The sequence below is a fragment of the Ruegeria sp. AD6 genome (assembly GCF_056542325.1).
Genome location: NZ_JBQFZQ010000001.1, coordinates 322,589 through 337,822, shown reverse-complemented (window position 1 = coordinate 337,822; position 15,234 = coordinate 322,589). Strand labels below are relative to the sequence as shown.

At 59.7% G+C, this 15,234-nt stretch carries 11 protein-coding genes; 3 read left to right on the top strand and 8 right to left on the bottom strand.

The annotated features are described in order from the left end of the window. Window positions 1–39: 39 nt before the first annotated feature. Complete coding sequence (gene speB, locus ACR0KJ_RS01530) at window positions 40–1,008, top strand: agmatinase (RefSeq protein WP_480625820.1); 969 nt, start codon at window positions 40–42, stop codon at window positions 1,006–1,008. Here speB and ACR0KJ_RS01525 read toward each other — a convergent pair. From ACR0KJ_RS01525 to ACR0KJ_RS01495, 7 genes are all read right to left on the bottom strand, one after another. After that, on the bottom strand, window positions 1,005–1,979 hold the full coding sequence (locus ACR0KJ_RS01525) for an arginase family protein (RefSeq protein WP_480625819.1): 975 nt from the start codon (window positions 1,977–1,979) through the stop codon (window positions 1,005–1,007). The genes speB and ACR0KJ_RS01525 overlap by 4 nt on opposite strands. A gap of 53 nt (window positions 1,980–2,032) precedes the next feature. Then, window positions 2,033–3,622 (bottom strand): ABC transporter permease, encoded by a 1,590-nt coding sequence (locus ACR0KJ_RS01520; RefSeq protein ID WP_480625818.1) that lies wholly within the window; start codon window positions 3,620–3,622, stop codon window positions 2,033–2,035. Continuing rightward, a complete protein-coding gene (locus tag ACR0KJ_RS01515) occupies window positions 3,615–4,652 on the bottom strand; it encodes a quaternary amine ABC transporter ATP-binding protein (protein ID WP_480625817.1) in 1,038 nt (345 codons plus the stop codon). The genes ACR0KJ_RS01520 and ACR0KJ_RS01515 overlap by 8 nt, the downstream gene beginning before the upstream one ends. 83 nt (window positions 4,653–4,735) lie before the next feature. Next, window positions 4,736–5,686, bottom strand: coding sequence for an ABC transporter substrate-binding protein (locus tag ACR0KJ_RS01510; RefSeq protein ID WP_170517634.1), 951 nt, complete (start codon window positions 5,684–5,686; stop codon window positions 4,736–4,738). Between the two features lie 372 nt (window positions 5,687–6,058). After that, window positions 6,059–6,772, bottom strand: coding sequence for a hypothetical protein (locus ACR0KJ_RS01505; protein WP_480625816.1), 714 nt, complete (start codon window positions 6,770–6,772; stop codon window positions 6,059–6,061). A 30-nt stretch (window positions 6,773–6,802) separates the two neighbouring features. Continuing rightward, window positions 6,803–7,585, bottom strand: a complete 783-nt coding sequence (locus ACR0KJ_RS01500; protein WP_170621550.1) for a hypothetical protein — start codon at window positions 7,583–7,585, stop codon at window positions 6,803–6,805. 9 nt (window positions 7,586–7,594) lie between these two features. Beyond that, a complete protein-coding gene (locus ACR0KJ_RS01495; protein WP_170451674.1) occupies window positions 7,595–8,155 on the bottom strand; it encodes a hypothetical protein in 561 nt (186 codons plus the stop codon). Window positions 8,156–8,385: 230 nt separating this feature from the next. Here ACR0KJ_RS01495 and ACR0KJ_RS01490 point away from each other — a divergent pair, with 230 nt between their 5' ends. Together ACR0KJ_RS01490 and ACR0KJ_RS01485 are read left to right on the top strand one after the other, a co-directional pair. Beyond that, window positions 8,386–9,168 (top strand): thioesterase II family protein, encoded by a 783-nt coding sequence (locus ACR0KJ_RS01490; protein WP_480625815.1) that lies wholly within the window; start codon window positions 8,386–8,388, stop codon window positions 9,166–9,168. After that, window positions 9,134–14,419, top strand: coding sequence for a beta-ketoacyl synthase N-terminal-like domain-containing protein (locus tag ACR0KJ_RS01485; RefSeq protein WP_480625814.1), 5,286 nt, complete (start codon window positions 9,134–9,136; stop codon window positions 14,417–14,419). The genes ACR0KJ_RS01490 and ACR0KJ_RS01485 overlap by 35 nt, the downstream gene beginning before the upstream one ends. Here the strand turns inward: ACR0KJ_RS01485 and ACR0KJ_RS01480 are convergent. After that, complete coding sequence (locus tag ACR0KJ_RS01480) at window positions 14,412–15,218, bottom strand: hypothetical protein (RefSeq protein ID WP_170621547.1); 807 nt, start codon at window positions 15,216–15,218, stop codon at window positions 14,412–14,414. The genes ACR0KJ_RS01485 and ACR0KJ_RS01480 overlap by 8 nt on opposite strands. Between the last annotated feature and the right edge of the window lie 16 nt (window positions 15,219–15,234).

The following is a 15,234-nucleotide window of genomic DNA, read 5'->3' as shown; positions in this document are numbered from 1 at the left end:
AGCCGGTTAGGGTCACACCGACACGGATCAGGGGGCACCATGGCAGGCGCATTTTTTCAACCGGTATCGGCGATGGACCTTGCCCGCTTTGCGGGTGTTCCAACCTTCATGCGCCTGCCGAACTTGACACCCGAGCATGAGCGATACAAAGACGTCGATCTGGCACTCGTCGGCATCCCATGGGACGGTGGCACCACAAACCGACCCGGCGCGCGGCATGGTCCCCGGCAATTGCGCGACTATTCCACCATGATCCGCGCCATGAACCCGGTGACCGGCGTCAGCCCATTTTCCTTGGTGAACTGCGCCGATCTGGGCGATGTTGCGCCCAATCCGGTCGACATTGACGACACTCTGGATCGCGTGACCAGCTTCTACGGTCGTCTTGTGTCGGATGGCATTACACCGCTTACCGCTGGCGGGGATCACCTGACCACCCTGCCCGTGCTGCGTGCGCTTGCTGCGTCCGGTCCGCTGGGTCTGATCCAATTCGATAGCCATACCGACCTGTTCGACACCTATTTTGGCGGCCACAAATTCACCCACGGCACCCCGTTCCGCCGCGCCGTCGAAGAAGGTCTGGTCGATCCGAAACGCTTTGTGCAGGTCGGCATTCGCGGCACCGCCTACAATACCGAGGATATCGAGTGGGGCGAGGCGCAAGGCATTCGTATTATCCGCATCGAGGAACTGTTCGACCGCGGCATCGACGATGTCATGGCCGAGGTCCGACAGATTGTCGGCACAGCCCCGACCTATTGCACCTATGACATAGACTTTGTCGACCCGACCTACGCCCCCGGCACAGGTACGCCTGAAATCGGCGGACCCAACAGCTTTCAGGCGCAGCAGGTCATTCGCCAGATGTCCGGCGTGAACCTTGTCGGCGCCGATCTGGTCGAGGTCGCACCCCCGTTCGATCCAAACGGGGGCACAGCGTGGCTTGGTATTTCACTGATGTTCGAACTGCTCTGTGTGCTGGCGCAGGCCGTGGATGCGCGGCGCTAGCTGACGTTTTCGGCAATCATCGAGATCATCTCGAACATCACCGCCGCAGCCGTCAGCGCGGTGATATTGTTCGGGCTGTCCTTGGTGGGCATCATGCAGACCACGTCTCCTCCGATGATGTTCAGCCCACGCGCGGCATGCAGAAGGCCCACTGCCTCATCAATATCGAAACCCTTCTCGCCGGGTTCCAGATTGGACACGGCAGGCGCAACGGTCGGGTCAAGGCAATCCAGATCGAAGGTGATATAGACAGGACGGTCGCCCAGCACCTCGCGCGATTGCGCCACCACTTCGGCAAGACCGCGCTGCCGAAACTCGCGCATTGTCACGATGTTATAACCGTAGTCATAAGATGGCTGGAGCCAGTCCAGACTGCGCGGATGCCCCCGCAGACCGATCTGCATGGAGCGGCTTGGGTCGACTTGCCCCTGATCGGCCAGATACGCCCCCCAATGCGCCGCCGATTTCTTGGCACCCAGAAAGTGATCCACCTTGGTAAACACATCCGTGTGGGCGTCGACATGCAGGAAACTTACGGGCTCGCCCCCCGCCAGCTTGCCACAGCCCAGCGCCTGAACAATACCACCGGTGATCGAGTGATCGCCGCCAATGGAAACCGGGCGCGCACCGGCGGCGTCAATGTCTTTGTAGAACTTGGTGATCTGCTCGATACAGGCTTCGTTGTCATTGGCGCGGGGAAAGGGCACGTCGCCCACATCCGCGATTTTCGCACTGGTCCACGGGTCGATCTGAAACAGGGAATGAACCCTGCGCTGCACGGCCGAGACGTGGCGCAAAGCGCGCGGCCCCAGATGCTGGTCCCGCTCGGTCGTGCCGTTACCCGTGGAATGCGGGACGCCGACCAAGGCGATGTCCTGCCCCTCGGGGCCTGTGTTGGGGCAGCGAAACAGCGTCGGCACACCCCACCAGTACAGATTATCCATCATGGATTGTTCGTAGCGATCTACCATTCCACTCTCCCTAAAAGAAAAACGCCCCCGGCGGGAACCGAGGGCGTTTGCATTCAGATTTTCTCGTCTTCTCGCCGGAAGGCACCCTGCACGATGCGGTCGATGACCATGGCGCAGAACAGGATGGCAAAGCCGCCCAGCAGGCCCGGCCCCTTGGCCGCGTATTGCAGCGCTTCAAGGATTTCCTTGCCCAGGCCTCCGCCGCCGATCAGTGAGATGATGACTACCATCGACAGGCACATCAGAATGGTCTGGTTTACCCCGGTCATGATCGAGGGCAAGGCCAGCGGAATCTCCACATCCTTCAGCAATTGCCATTTCGAGGCACCAAAGGCGACCGCAGCCTCTTTGATGCTGTCAGGCACCCCGCGCATCCCCAGCGCCGTCAGGCGGATCACAGGGGGCATGCCGAAGATGATCGTGGCCAGAATGCCCGGCGGGTTGCCGGTGCCAAAGAAGGCGATGATCGGGATCAGGTAGACGAACGCGGGGAGCGTCTGCATCAGGTCCAGCACCGGTTCCGCCGCACGGTAGGCGCGCTGAGATTTACCGAACCAGATGCCCAGCGGAATGCCGAACACCACGCACAAGATCACCGCTGCGCCCACCAGCGCAACCGTCTCCATCGCCACGTCCCAGTATCCCAACAGCGCGATATACGCCAAGGACGCCGCCGTGAAGATCGCGACCCGAGGGCCAGCCGCCCGCCATGCGGTGACGCAAATGACGAGCATGACCACCGGCCAGGGCGACCCGATCAGGGCAATGGTCAGCGCATCCAGAACGGATCGGACACCCGCCACGATCCCGTCAAAGACATCACCCCCGGCAGCCGCGGCGGCATCAATCTGCGCCTCCATCCAACTGGCAAGCGCTGAGAACAGCGTCCCACCATCCTCGCCCAAAAAGACAGCCGAGACCTCCTGTTCCGGGAAGGCGTCCAGCAAGGGCAGCGATGCGTTCACGGTGAACTTGTAGACGATCAAAGGCCCGATGGCGGCGATCAGGATCGCGCCCATCACGATATTCCGTGTGGACCGCCCACTTTCCGTCTTGTCAGGATTGATCCGCCAGTTCGAATACTGTTTCTCGTACACGCGGTCGGCGTAGAAGCCCTGAACCACCTTGAAAACCAACAGCATCAAAAGCCCGGTGATCAGGATGCCCGTCGCCTCGGATTGCGCGGCAAGCGCGCGTTCCAGGCTCGTGTCCGCCGCTTTCTGAATATTCTCGGCCAGTTTGGTGAAGCGGTCGATATCAGCCTGCTCAGTCGCCTCGGCAGCCCGACCCAGCAACTCGTCCGCGCGTTCCTGCTGACGTGCTGCCCGGTCGGCAAACTCCGCGCCCGGATTGCCCCAGGCTCCGCGCCCGATCTGGACCCAGGCGATGATTTCAAGGATCAGGAAGGTCCAGAACATGCCCCAGATGGCGCGCGACGCCGACCAGAACGGCCCCAGCACGGCGGCCCACAAGTTGAAGGTGTTCGGGATCGCGCTGGTCGCGTCGTGGATCTTGTGAAACGCGTTGACGTAATAGTCGCCGTTTGGCCCAGCGAATTCGTGGATCGAGCGATCCAGAGTCTCGCGGTCGACTTCGATATCCGAGGCGGCGGTGACCTTCACTTCCATGGCTGCATCAGTCATTTTTGCCCCCCTGAATTCCGCGCAGCAAGCGCGGCTTGGTAACGACACCCACATCCGAGCCTGCATCGGTGATGACCACCGGCATATCCGTGTTCACAGCCAGATCGATCAACTGATCCAGATCGGCCCCTTCATCTGCACGCGGCGCGCCATCCAGCGGACCGGAATAGCAGGCGACCGGCTCCATGATCGAATGCGCCTTGACCAGTTTCAGCTTCGAGATGCCCTGCACGAACTCGCGCACATAGTCGTCCGCGGGGTTCATGACGATATCTTCGGGCGTGCCGATCTGAACGATCACGCCGTCCTTCATGATGGCGATGCGGTGGCCGATGCGAATGGCCTCATCCAGATCGTGGGTGATGAATAGGGTCGTTTTCTTCAACTGCGCCACAAGCGCCTTGAACTGATCCTGCAATTGCAGGCGGATCAGCGGGTCCAGCGCCGAGAACGGTTCGTCCATCAACAAAATCTCAGGGTCCGAAGCCAGCGCCCGCGCAATCCCCACGCGTTGCTGCATCCCGCCTGACAGCTCTTTGGGCAGGCGGTCTTCGTAGCCGGTCAGGTCCACAAGGCCCAATGCGTGATCTGACACCGCCCAGCGTTTGGACTTCGACACTTTGCGAATTTCCAGCGGATAGGCCACGTTATCGCGGACAGAGCGATGCGGCATCAGCGCCATATGCTGAAACACCATTCCGATCTGTTGCGCGCGAATGCGGCGCAGTTCTGTTTCGGAAATGGCTGATACATCCTTGCCCAGAATTTCAATCTTGCCCGCCGTGGGTTCGATCAGGCGGTTCACGTGCCGGACCAGAGTGGATTTGCCCGATCCCGAAAGGCCCATGATGCAGAAAATCTCGCCGCGCGAGACCTCGAAACTGGCGTCCTGCACGCCGACCACACAGCCAAAACGCTCCAGAACCTGCGCTTTGGTCAGACCCTCTTTCAGGACGGCCTCCATGGCTTCGGGCGCGCGGTTACCGAAGATTTTCCAGACATGTTCAAGTTTAACGACAGATTCGTCCATTTGCCCCCCATAAGGCGCGGTTTCGCCAGGCAGATAGGAAAAGGGCCGTCGCGATCTGTCGCAACGGCCCGGGTTTCATCGGCTTAGTTGGTCAACCAGCCAATTACCGTGTCTTCGTTGTCGGCCACCCATTGCTGAGCGAAATCCGATGCTTCCATATTGTCCACGGCCAGCGCCTTGCCCATAGCGCTCAGGTCGTCGCCCTGCATCTGATAGTTGCGGAACAATGCGGCCACTTCGGGGTAGGCTTCTTCCAGTTCTTTCGCATAGTGCAGGTGCAAGGTCGCACCGTTCCAGGCTGTTGATGCCTCGGACTTGGCCAGCCAGTCCGGATCATCGGTCGGCTGGACAATCGTCCAGGTCGCCGGATCATGGGCGGGTTCTTCCAGCACAGTCAGGTCCTGCGTCACGAAGATGTAGTGCGGGCTATAACAGAATCCGATCCACGGATCGCCTGCCTTGGTCGCGTTGGCCAGATTGGCGTAAGCGATGGTCTCTTCGTATTCGGTCAGGTCGAAGATCTGATCATAGCCATATGATTTCGCACGAATTTTCTCGACCACGGTCGAGGCCCAACCGGGCGCGCCAATCCATACCTCAGGCGTGCCGTTACCGTCTGTGTCGAAAATGGCCATCTTGTCGGGATCGCTCAGGTCATCAATCGAGGTGATGCCGTGCTGTTCCGCTATATAGGTCGGGATACACATGCCCTGTTCGGCCTGAACCGGGTTTTCGTTCATCACGACGGTGCCGTTATCCTTGACATATGTGTCATGCAGGTTCTGCTGGTTCGGCATCCAGACCTCGGGGTGGACATGCATTGAACCGCTGTCCATCGCCTCGAACACGATGGGGTTGGTGCCGTTTTGCAGTTCGACATCCAGGCCCAGATTCTCTTCGATGACAACCTCAAGGATATGCGCCGTTGCGTTGACAGAGGCCCAGTTTGGTACGCCAATCACGATGTCGGCCGCAAAAGCCGGCAGGGCGACGACTGCAGAAGCACCACCCAGTAGCAACGATAGTTTTTTCATTAGATCTCTCCATGTTGAACTTTATGGGGCACGGTGTTTCAGCAGGTCCCACCCACCCGCGCCTGTTCTTTTTTGACAACACGTGTGTTTGCAGCTTGTTAGCCTGCACCCAGTGGCGATACACGTGTTGGAAAAGTGAAACATGCGAATGTATTGCGCATCAAGCGCGACACAGCAGAAACGAAGTTTGTTCGAAATTACGAAAACCAATATTCGAGATTTTCGGAATTACTTGCCGAATTGCGTAAGTCTTCGGCGAAAACCTCAGGGCAAAGGCAACGCTTTCCACAATTACTGCAGGTAAAGCGCAACGCGCCATGCACGCAAGGCACAGCTTATATCATGCAGTTGTCTGATTGCAGCGCGACCTGATCAGCAACAATCGCATTTGCACGTCGCGACGTAGCTGTCGCAATGGTTCGGCAATACGGCGACCGCAACCAGAACCGGGCGCGAAATGCAGCCATCGGCACTGACGCGGGCATAGGCGACCTCGCACCTGTCCACGTCCACAAGGCGTTGGTTATTGTCATCCTTGCGGGCCTTGGCGGCTGTACTTGCCGTACCTGCCGTGCTTGCGGGATCGTCTTTGTGGAAAACCGAACAATCGATATTTACGACAAGTTGAACCACCTTTTCCTCGCAAGGACCAAGCGTGAACTTTGTGTCCGACAGGGCCGCCGCCCAGCCAAGATCGCGCCCGCTGGCGGTTGAAAAGCTGCTCAGCGAAACGGTGACGTCACGGGTGCGGCGCGAGTCATTGGAGAAGGTCAGCGAGATAGCGCGTCGTTCAGAACAGCGCGCTTCGATCAGCACATCGCCGTCGCAGATACAGCAGTCGCAGCAACTGTCGTGCCCGCACGGGTCACAGTCGCAGCCACAATCGTCGTAATAGGACCGCCGCGCATCTGGGACGCCGTACAGGCTTTGGGTATAGGCTTGTATCTGCGTATACCCCTCGCGCAGGTTACAGAGATAGTCGTCGACGGTCATCATCCGCATGCCCTGCGTCCGGTAGCAGTAGCCATAAAACACCTCGGGGTTTCTGCCCTTCCCACTACCGCGCCGTGTCATGGTTCTTTGCATTTTCTTGCCTCCTCATCACAGACAGAGCGTTCAAACCGCCAGAATGTGCACTGTCACTGTTTCAGACAAAATCCGGATGGCCGCGTTGGCCTCGACCCCTTTGGGGATCGTGCCCGGTATCGTGAATTCCCACATTTGCGAGACCGTCTGCCCCGCAGCCACCGTTACCGGATCGTTCTTGACCTTGAGTGGTGTGAAGCTTTCCAACTCGGCATCATAGCTCAGCGACATGGCCTTCATGACGTCGTCCAGCGTCCGATCCGTATCGCGCAGTTTCTTCAGGGTCTCGCGCTGCGCCCGGCAATGCAACAGGTCCAGATCCAGTTGCACGGCCCCAATGGCGGGAACATCGACCGGCACATTGCCGTGGTTTCGAAACGCCATCAGCTTTTTGACCTTGGTTCCGGCGGCGCCGACCAGAAACACCTCATCTGGGTTGATCTCGAAATCCACCACCTCGGTCACGATAACCTCGGCCGGGTGGTCGGTGCCATCAACGGGCAGCGTCATCGCGTAGATACCCGGCGGGGTCGTCGGGCTGAGCGATACTGTAACCGGCACGGACTTGCTGGCCCCGGCCCGCAGTTTCACCCGCGGCAGGTCCACGGATAGTGTGGGTTTCGCTGCCGCAGCCCGCGACCCCCGGCCCGATGTGGGTTTGACCTCTGTCAGTTTCAAATCACGCAGGGCTTTGCGTTCCGCACTTGCGTTGCCCAGGTTCAAGGTGCCGTGCACCGCGCCGGGTGCGCCCACCAGAACAAGTGGCTCAAGAAGTGTGACATCCGGCGTCTTGGTCTTTGCAGCCCTGGCCATATCGCACCCCTATTTGATGTGAATTTTGACGCCGCCCGAGGATGGGCTGGGCTTAGCCGTTTTCGACCCACCGGACGGGGCCGAGCTTTGCGCAGGCAATTGGACCGAGGGGCGGAAGGGCAACTCTTCGTAGACCTGCTTGCTTTCGCCGCTATAGGTTACGCCGTAATATTCGACGCCCATATAAGTCACGCCGATATGGTGGTGATAGGGCTGGCGGATGATACCGGTCGGAAGCTTGCCGTAATTGACGGTCGTGCACAGATCCAGCGCCACAGGTTTCAGATCAATCGACAGCGGCTTGATCTCAAGCGTCAGGTCGGTGGTGTTTTCGCTGACGATGGGTTCCGAGATTTTCAGGTCCTGAACGCTCTCGGTCTTGATCGGATCGCCGCCTTCCAGCTTGGTCTCGGTCTTGATCGGGGTCTGCCCCCCGTTCAGCGTGACACCGATATCGTCGAGGCCGTTGATGGTCACATCGGCATCGGTGTCCGAGTCGATTGTGATGGGTCCGTTATTGACGTTTACGGTGCTGCGGCCACCGCCACCTTTGCCTCCGCCCCCTGGCATAGTCACCTCCAAATCCATTCCGGTGCAAGCCGCACCTGAGTAAGCGCTTGGCACGAAAACTGTGCAAAAAGTATCGCCAAGGTAGCATATTTTGGCCTCTGATTCACGGGTGAACCTGTGATCCGGCGGCTTGGACAGCGTCAAACCCCTGAATTCGTGATATGATAGGCGCTGACCAAAACGACGTCTGCGCGACGCGAACGAGGGTATCACCAAAGGTGACAGACGCTGTGAGTGTAGAAATCGCATTGACTCCGCAGAACCCTACCCATGCCGGGCTGTCGGGTCGGTTGGTCTGTTTCCCGCATGCAGGCGGCGCGGCAGAGCGCTTTCACGACTGGATGAGCGGATTTGCGCCGGTTCTGGATGTTCGGGCCGTCACCCTGCCGGGCCGGGGACGGCTTTTGGACCAACCGCCAGTGTATCAATGGCCGGATCTGATCGAGTCGGTTTTGGCCGGGATTCAACCACTGACAGATCGACCTTTTGCCGTTTTCGGTCACAGTTTCGGGGCCTTGCTGGCCTATGAAATCACCCGCGCGCTTGATCATCAGGGCAAGCCGCCCGACCTGTTGGTCGTGGCCGGGTCTGCACCGCAGATGGCCCGGCGTGATCGTGCTATTTCCGGGCTGCCAAGGTCGAGGTTTCTGTCCGAGATTGAGGCCATCAACGGCACGCCGCCCGATGTTCTGTCCAACGCAGACTTGATGGATCGGTTTCTGCCTGCCTTGCGCGCGGATTTTGCCCTGCTCGAAGCGTATGACGCGGACCGCGCCAGCAAGCACCCCCCGTTAAGCTGCCCAATCCTTGCGGTCGGCTCGGACAATGACCCGCAGGTTCCGTTCCACAGCATTCTCGGCTGGCGGCACCGCACGCGCAGCCGTTTTGAATGCCGCCTGTTTGCAGGCGATCACTTCTTTCCCTTTTCCAACCCGGATTTCGCCGACACTCTTTTCGACTATGTTGATGATGCCCTGAATGAACACTCAAAGGACCTCCATCGCGCCGGATGAGGCGTCGATTGCCATTATCGGCATGCAGGGCCGCTTTCCCGGCGCGGCCAGTGTGGATGAGCTGTGGCAAAACCTGCTGGCCGGGCGCGAGGCCGTCACGACGCTGAGCCCCGAACAAATGGAAGGCGCGCAGGTCCCGAAAGAGCTGCACGAGCTGCCGAACTACGTCAACAAAGCCACCCTGCTGGATGACGTTGATAAGTTCGACGCCGAGTTCTTCGGCTTCAGCCCGCGTGATGCGGAACTGACCGACCCCCAGCACCGCCTGTTTCTGGAATGCGCCTGGCACGCGCTTGAGGATGCGGGCTATGTACCCGACCGCTACAAAGGAGACATTGGTGTCTTTGGCGGCTGTGAGTTGTCGGGCTACCTGTACCTGATCAACCGCAATCTTGACCGTCTGGGCTTTCTGGACGGCATGCAGTTGATGATCACCAACGACAAGGACTACATGGCCACACAGGTGGCCTATAAGCTGAACCTGACCGGGCCTGCGATCACGGTTCAGACCTCATGCTCAACCTCGCTGGTTGCGACCTGTCTGGCCTGTCAGAACCTGCTGGAAGAAAGTTGTGATATCGCTCTGGCGGGCGGCGTTACGGTCAAGGTCCCGCAGCGGCGCGGCTACCTGTTTGCCGCCGGGGGCATCCTGTCCCCGGACGGTCAGTGCCGCCCATTCGATGCGGCGGCGCAAGGGACAATCGTGGGCAGCGGCGTGGGTCTTGTGGTGCTCAAACGGCTAGACAAGGCCCTTCGCGACGGTGATCGCATCCGCGCCGTGATCCGGGGGTTTGGGCATAACAATGACGGATCGAACAAGGTCAGCTATGCTGCGCCCAGCGCCGAAGGTCAGGCCCGTGCAATTGAAACCGCGTTTCAGATGGCGGGCATCCCGCCCCGCTCGGTCGGCTATATCGAGGCGCACGGAACCGCGACCATGCTCGGCGACCCCATCGAGGTGGCCGCCCTGTCGCGCGTGTTCCGCAAATCGACCGAGGACAAGCAGTTCTGCGCGATCGGATCGGTCAAAGCCAATGTCGGCCATCTAAGCTGCGCTGCCGGGGTAACCGGGCTGATCAAGGCCGCTTTGGTGGCCGAGACCGGCACGATCCCCCCCAACCCCCATTTCAACGTCCCTGCCCCGGGCATCGATTTTCCAACCAGCCCGTTCTACGTCAACCGTGACGCGACAAAGGTGGCGGCAAGCGACGGTCCGCGCCGGGCCGGTGTCAGTTCGTTTGGGGTTGGCGGAACCAACGCGCATATCCTGCTCGAGGAGCCTCCGAAACAGGCCCCATCCGGGCCGGGGCGCCCGCAGCAATTGATCGTCATGTCCGCACGCAACAAAGCCGCGCTGGATCGGTTGGCGCTGTCACATGCACGCCGCATCATGAGCGCCGCGCCCTCGGACCTGGCGGATATTGCCTACACAACCCAAACAAGCCGCGCGCGGTTTGCCCTTCGGCGCTATGTGCGCGTTGATGCCAAAAACCCTGCGGGCAGCGCTTTGGCCCTGTTGGCGAATAACAGCGACAAGGTCCGCACGATTGAGTCCAGCGGCGAGGATCGCCCCGTCGTTTTCATGTTCTCGGGCCAAGGCGCGCAATACCCTGACATGGGCAAGGGCCTCTATCGATCGGAACCAGTGTTTCGCAAAGCCTTCGACCGTTGTTGCCGCGCCTTTCGGGACAGCAGCGGGCTGGACCTGAAGCCCATCGTTTTCGCCAAAAAAGCGGATCGCGAACGCGCGGCTGAGCAATTGAAGCAGACGCAATACACCCAGCCTGCGCTGTTTGCCGTAGAATTTGCGCTGGCGCAGCTTTGGATGTCGTGGGGCGTTCGACCACGCGCCATGATCGGGCACAGCATCGGCGAATATGTTGCGGCAACGCTGGCCGGGGTAATGACATTAAAGGACGCGGCAAAGCTGGTGGCCCGGCGTGGAGCTCTGATGGCGTCATGCAAGCCCGGCTCGATGCTGGCAGTTCCGAAAGAGGAAGCCTATCTGCGCCCGTTGCTTCCCGACGATATCGCGGTTGCGGCTGTGAACGCCCCCGGAATGACCGTTGTGGCCGGACCGAGCCCGGCAATCAAGCGACTGGTGAAGCGGCTTGAGAACCAGAAGATCAAAGCGACGGTTCTGCGAACCTCACACGCGTTCCATTCAGCGATGATGGATCCGATTCTGGACGACTTCATCGACGCATTTCAGGGCATTCGCCTACGCGCGCCTCAGATTGACATCTATTCCAACCTCACCGGCACCGTCCTGACCAAAACCGCCGCAACCGACCCGGCCTACTGGGCCATGCACTTGCGCAGCGCGGTGCGGTTTGCTGACTGCGTCAAAGCCGGGCTGGACCTGCCTGACGCCGTTTTTCTTGAGGTCGGCCCCGGCCGATCCCTGACCAACCTTGCCGGGCTGCAACTGAGCGGAACCGGCTCGGTCGCCCTGCCCTCGATGGACAGCAAATCCGGCCCGCAGGTCGAGGCTGACATGGCCACCGACACGCTCGGCCAGCTTTGGGCGCATGGGGCTGATATCGACTGGCATCGCTATTATGCGGACGAAGCGCGATGCAAAGTATCCGTTCCGATCTACCCGTTCGAACGGGACAGCTATTGGGTCGGCGGTGCGGAAGATCCCAGCGTGGACGCGGCGGCAACGCGCAAAGCGATGGTCGATTGGGGGTATGTGCCCCAGTGGATGGACGCTCCGATCACAGACACGGAAGGTCTGCCCGACGATGCGCGTGTCCTGATCTTCAGCGACAAGGGGCAAGCAGCCAGAGTTTTGCAAAAAACGTTACGATCCAAGGGGATCGACGCTACCATTGTCACCGCATCTTCGCGGTTCATGCACCGCAAGGACGGGGCGTTCTCGGTTGATCCGAGCAATCCAACACACTTCACCCGGCTTGCAAGCGAACTGCGGGACAACGACAAGCCGATCACACATATCGTTTATCTCTGGCCTCTCGCGCTATTGGACGCCTCGGCCAATGTCATGGCGATGCAGAGCGCGGCTTTGGCCATCGCCAAAGCCAACGGACTGGCCAAGGTTCGGATGCTTTCGGTCACATCCCAGGCGCAACCTGCCCGAGCGGACGAGACTACGGGCGTCGAGGCCTCGGCAACACTTGCCTTGGCGAAGGTGCTGGGACAGGAGGTCCCCTCGCTGCGCGTTACCTCGGTCGACATTGCGGAAAACGACCGGAGCAAACCTGCCGCAGATCGCCTCGCAGGCTGGCTTTTGAACGAATTGCAAGCGCCAGAGTTCGCCCCTTCGGTTGCCTATATCGACGGGAAACGGTGCCGCCACAGCTATCAGGCGCAGCAGTTGGAACCCGTCGAAACGTCACCACTGTTCAAACGCAAAGGTGTCTATGTCATCACCGGCGGCTTGGGCAATATCGGGCTGGCAATGGCCGAGATGCTGGCCGAACGCTACAAGGCCAAGCTGGTCCTTCTGTCCCGTTCCGGCGGACCTGCGGAATCCGAATGGGAGGCGCTGGCCAACGGCCCCAACGAATTCGACAAAACCGCGATGCTGGCGCGCAGGCTGCTGGACTTGTCGCGCAAAACCGAAGTTACGGTTTTGAAAGCAGATGTGTCGGACGAAAAGACGATGCGCAGCGCCTTGTCCGAAGCCGCCCGAAAGCTTGGCCCTATCAATGGCGTCTTCCACATGGCCGGAAATGTTGGCAGCGGGTTTGGCAAACTCAGCGATCTGACAGCAGACGATCTGCACAGCCAGACTGACCCAAAGATCGGCGGGGCCCGCGCAGTTGCAAAGGTTTTGCAGGATCACAGCCCGGATTTCGTCATGCTGGGCTCGTCCCTGTCCGCTGTTCTTGGCGGATTGAACCTTGGATATTACGCCGTCGCGAACCAGATGCTGGACGCGTTCGCCGCCTCGCGCCCCTCCGATACCCGCTGGATTTCGGTCAACTGGGATCAATGGGCCTTTGCCGATCAGACGCATGGAGAGGACGCGATCTCGCCCGCAGATGGGGTCGAGGCGCTGCACCGTTTGTCTGCATTGAATACCAATCAGATTGTGATCTCAGCCACCCCACTGCAGGCACGTCTGGCGGAATGGGTCGAGTTCACGGCCAAGCCCAAAGCCACCGAAACCACTGCCACAGGTCATAGCCGCCCCAACCTCAGCAACCCGTTCGAAGCACCAAAAACGGATATGGAGACCATCCTCGCTGGCATTTGGGAAGATCTGCTGGGTCTCAGCCCCGTCGGCATCCATGACAAGTTTTTTGAGTTGGGCGGGCATTCGCTGCTGGCCATCGAAATGACCATGCGGATCGAGGAGCGCTTTGGCTTTAACCCCGAGGTCGGCCAGATCTTTGATACGCCCACAATCGCGGGTCTGGCCCCGATCATCGAAGCCAATATCGGCAAGACCACCGAAAAACCAATCCAGCCGGACATTGCGGCCCCACAGCCCGAGCCTGATCTGGACCTGGAAGGGGCCAAGAAAAGCTTTCAGGACATGTATGACGGCGTGACCAACCAGCTTGATAGCTCGGCCTTTGGGACTTTTGCGCATTTCCTGAACTACGGCTATGCGCCCAACGGTGCGCCCGAGGCGTCGGATGTTCGGCTAAGCGACACGATGATGAACCGAAACTCGGTCAAACTTGCGTTGGAGGTGATTGGAGCGCATCCAATTGACGGCACTTCCGTTCTGGACGTGGGATGCGGTCGCGGCGGTACCGCGCGGACTTTGGTGGAGTTCTTTGAGCCCGCCTCTGTCACCGGGCTGGATTTATCCGGGGCCGCCATCGCGTTTTGCCGGAAAACGCATACCGATCCCCGCCTGACCTTTGTGCAAGGCGACGCCGAGAACCTGCCTTTCGAGGATGGCCAATTCGACGCGATTACAAATATCGAAAGCTCACACACCTATCCGGCGATCCAGAAATTCTATGCCTCGGTCCTGCGCGTCCTGAAACCCGGAGGCGCGTTTCTTTACACTGATCTGCTGCCCGTCGGGAAACTGAACCAATGTCTTGAACGTCTGAAAGACCTTGGCTTTGACATCGAAGATGAACGCGACATCACGCCGAATGTTCTGCTGTCCTGCGATGAGATTGCCGCGTCGCGTCTTGGTGCCTTCGGCGGCGATCAGGAGATGAGCAACTTCCTCGCCGCGCCCGGATCGGCGGTTTACGAGTCGATGAAATCCGGGGAATGGAGCTATCGCATCTGGCGGCTCAGGAAGCCCTCTAACTGACGTCGATTTCCATGGAAATCAACTGATTGCGCGCCTGTCCTAACCCTACGATGACCAACGCTGTAGAGTAGCTATGCCCTGCGCGGTACAGTTCGGCGTCGACGGGAACCATGACCTTGACCAGTTGCTTTTGACCCGGTGCCAGATTGATCAGATCGGGGATCACGTCGATCATCGCGCCTTCAACTGCAACGCCGTCCTCGTCCAGAACCGGGGTGGTCGAAATCCGGGGGCTGACACTTGTCGCGGTGCTGTTCTCCACCTCGAAACTGGCCGACAGGGTGCTGCCAGCCGCGCCGCTCAATGAGATCGTGGCCGTCTGGGGTTGCGCGGGCTGCTCGGCAGCAAGCCCGTTTCTTCCCCGATTGTTCAGAAACTGGAACAGTTCGTCCGTATAACGCTTGGACAGGACCTGAGCCGAGGCCGCATAACGGATGGCAAGCTGCAACCCCTCTTGCGCAATCTCGGCCCCGCGCGTTTCGGTGAATTCCTTGTAGAGATCGGCCATGTCAGGGTCATAGCCCTGTTCCGACAATCGCTGATATTGCGTACCTGCGTCGGTGTATTGCTGCGTGAAGGCGGTATAGATCGATTGAAGCTGGCGATAGCTTTCCTCCATCGCTGCCTGCAATTCCGCCTGTTTGCCCAATCCGTGATGCGTGGGCGGTTCAGCGGCATGCGCAACCTCGACCTCCGGCTTAACCTCAACCGGTTCCGGCTTGGGTTTGGGCTTGGGCGCCGTTTGCTTTGCTTTGGGACGCGGGCGTTTTGCGGGTTGCTTGCCGGTTGCTTTAGCCATCTCAGCCCTCTGTCTG

Excerpts from the sequence above, each read along its gene's own strand:
- ACR0KJ_RS01525 (WP_480625819.1), bottom strand. The coding sequence starts at position 1,979 with ATGGTAGATCGCTACGAACAATCCATGATGGATAATCTGTACTGGTGG.
- ACR0KJ_RS01505 (WP_480625816.1), bottom strand. The coding sequence starts at position 6,772 with ATGCAAAGAACCATGACACGGCGCGGTAGTGGGAAGGGCAGAAACCCC.
- ACR0KJ_RS01520 (WP_480625818.1), bottom strand. The coding sequence starts at position 3,622 with ATGACTGATGCAGCCATGGAAGTGAAGGTCACCGCCGCCTCGGATATC.
- speB (WP_480625820.1), top strand. The coding sequence starts at position 40 with ATGGCAGGCGCATTTTTTCAACCGGTATCGGCGATGGACCTTGCCCGC.
- ACR0KJ_RS01480 (WP_170621547.1), bottom strand. The coding sequence starts at position 15,218 with ATGGCTAAAGCAACCGGCAAGCAACCCGCAAAACGCCCGCGTCCCAAA.
- ACR0KJ_RS01515 (WP_480625817.1), bottom strand. The coding sequence starts at position 4,652 with ATGGACGAATCTGTCGTTAAACTTGAACATGTCTGGAAAATCTTCGGT.
- ACR0KJ_RS01510 (WP_170517634.1), bottom strand. The coding sequence starts at position 5,686 with ATGAAAAAACTATCGTTGCTACTGGGTGGTGCTTCTGCAGTCGTCGCC.
- ACR0KJ_RS01500 (WP_170621550.1), bottom strand. The coding sequence starts at position 7,585 with ATGGCCAGGGCTGCAAAGACCAAGACGCCGGATGTCACACTTCTTGAG.
- ACR0KJ_RS01485 (WP_480625814.1), top strand. The coding sequence starts at position 9,134 with ATGAACACTCAAAGGACCTCCATCGCGCCGGATGAGGCGTCGATTGCC.
- ACR0KJ_RS01495 (WP_170451674.1), bottom strand. The coding sequence starts at position 8,155 with ATGCCAGGGGGCGGAGGCAAAGGTGGCGGTGGCCGCAGCACCGTAAAC.